Below are 818 nucleotides of genomic sequence, written 5' to 3'. Positions count from 1 at the left end.
CCAGCGTCATCAGCGCCCGCAGCAAGATCCGGCGCAGGCTCTGCTGGTCAAGGCCGGTCATGGGGCGTTGTATCTTGGCCTGTTGCTGATGCCGATAACCGGGGTAATGGTCATGCTGGGTGGTGGCCACGGGATTACGGCTTTCGGTATCGAGCTTTTGATATAATCATTTTAGTAAAAACGAAAAGCGAAGGACTCATAATCCAGCGGGAAATTACTGCGTTCATCACTCAGCGATTAAAACTCAAAGTGAATGAATCGAAAAGTCGAGTCGGTCCCGTATCAGGCTCGAAATTTCTCGGGTTTACCTTCCGTTACGCTCAAGTGCAGATCCACGAACAGGCGCTAAAGAAATTCAAAGCAAATGTAAGAGAACTCACTAACCGCAACTGGGGGATCTCAATGACCCTACAAATTCATAAACTCACACAGTATTTGCGCGGCTGGGGGAACTACTACCTAATAGCCAACGCTTATCAGCTAACGGTGGATTTAGATCACTGGATCCGACGTAGGATAAGAATGTGCTACTGGCGGCAATGGCGTAAACCTCGCACCAAAGTACGCAGTTTAATGAAATTGGGTGTTAGCGAGCGACTCGCCATAGCCTGTGGTATCACCAGTAAAGGCCCTTGTAGAAGCTCAAAAACAAAAGGAATTAACATTGCGCTAGGTAATGACTATTTAGCATCACAAGGTTTAGTGTCATTGAAAGATATTTGGATCAATATTCATTACGGGAGATGAACCGCCCATTGCGGACCCGCATGATGGGTGGTGTGGGGGCTGGAGGTTAGAGACCTCCGGCTACCCGATTA

At 48.2% G+C, this 818-nt stretch carries 1 protein-coding gene; it reads left to right on the top strand.

Going from position 1 to position 818, the window contains the following annotated elements; all coding sequences use genetic code 11:
• Positions 1-249 precede the first annotated feature (249 nt).
• Complete coding sequence (locus L655_RS1000000128215; protein WP_342626703.1) at positions 250-747, top strand: group II intron maturase-specific domain-containing protein; 498 nt, start codon at positions 250-252, stop codon at positions 745-747.
• Positions 748-818 lie beyond the last annotated feature (71 nt).

It is taken from the genome of Pseudoalteromonas sp. TAE79 (assembly GCF_000498015.1).
Taxonomy (GTDB): Bacteria; Pseudomonadota; Gammaproteobacteria; order Enterobacterales; family Alteromonadaceae; genus Pseudoalteromonas.
The sequence above is the reverse complement of the archived record's forward strand: the minus strand, read 5'-3'. Positions and strand labels throughout refer to the sequence as shown.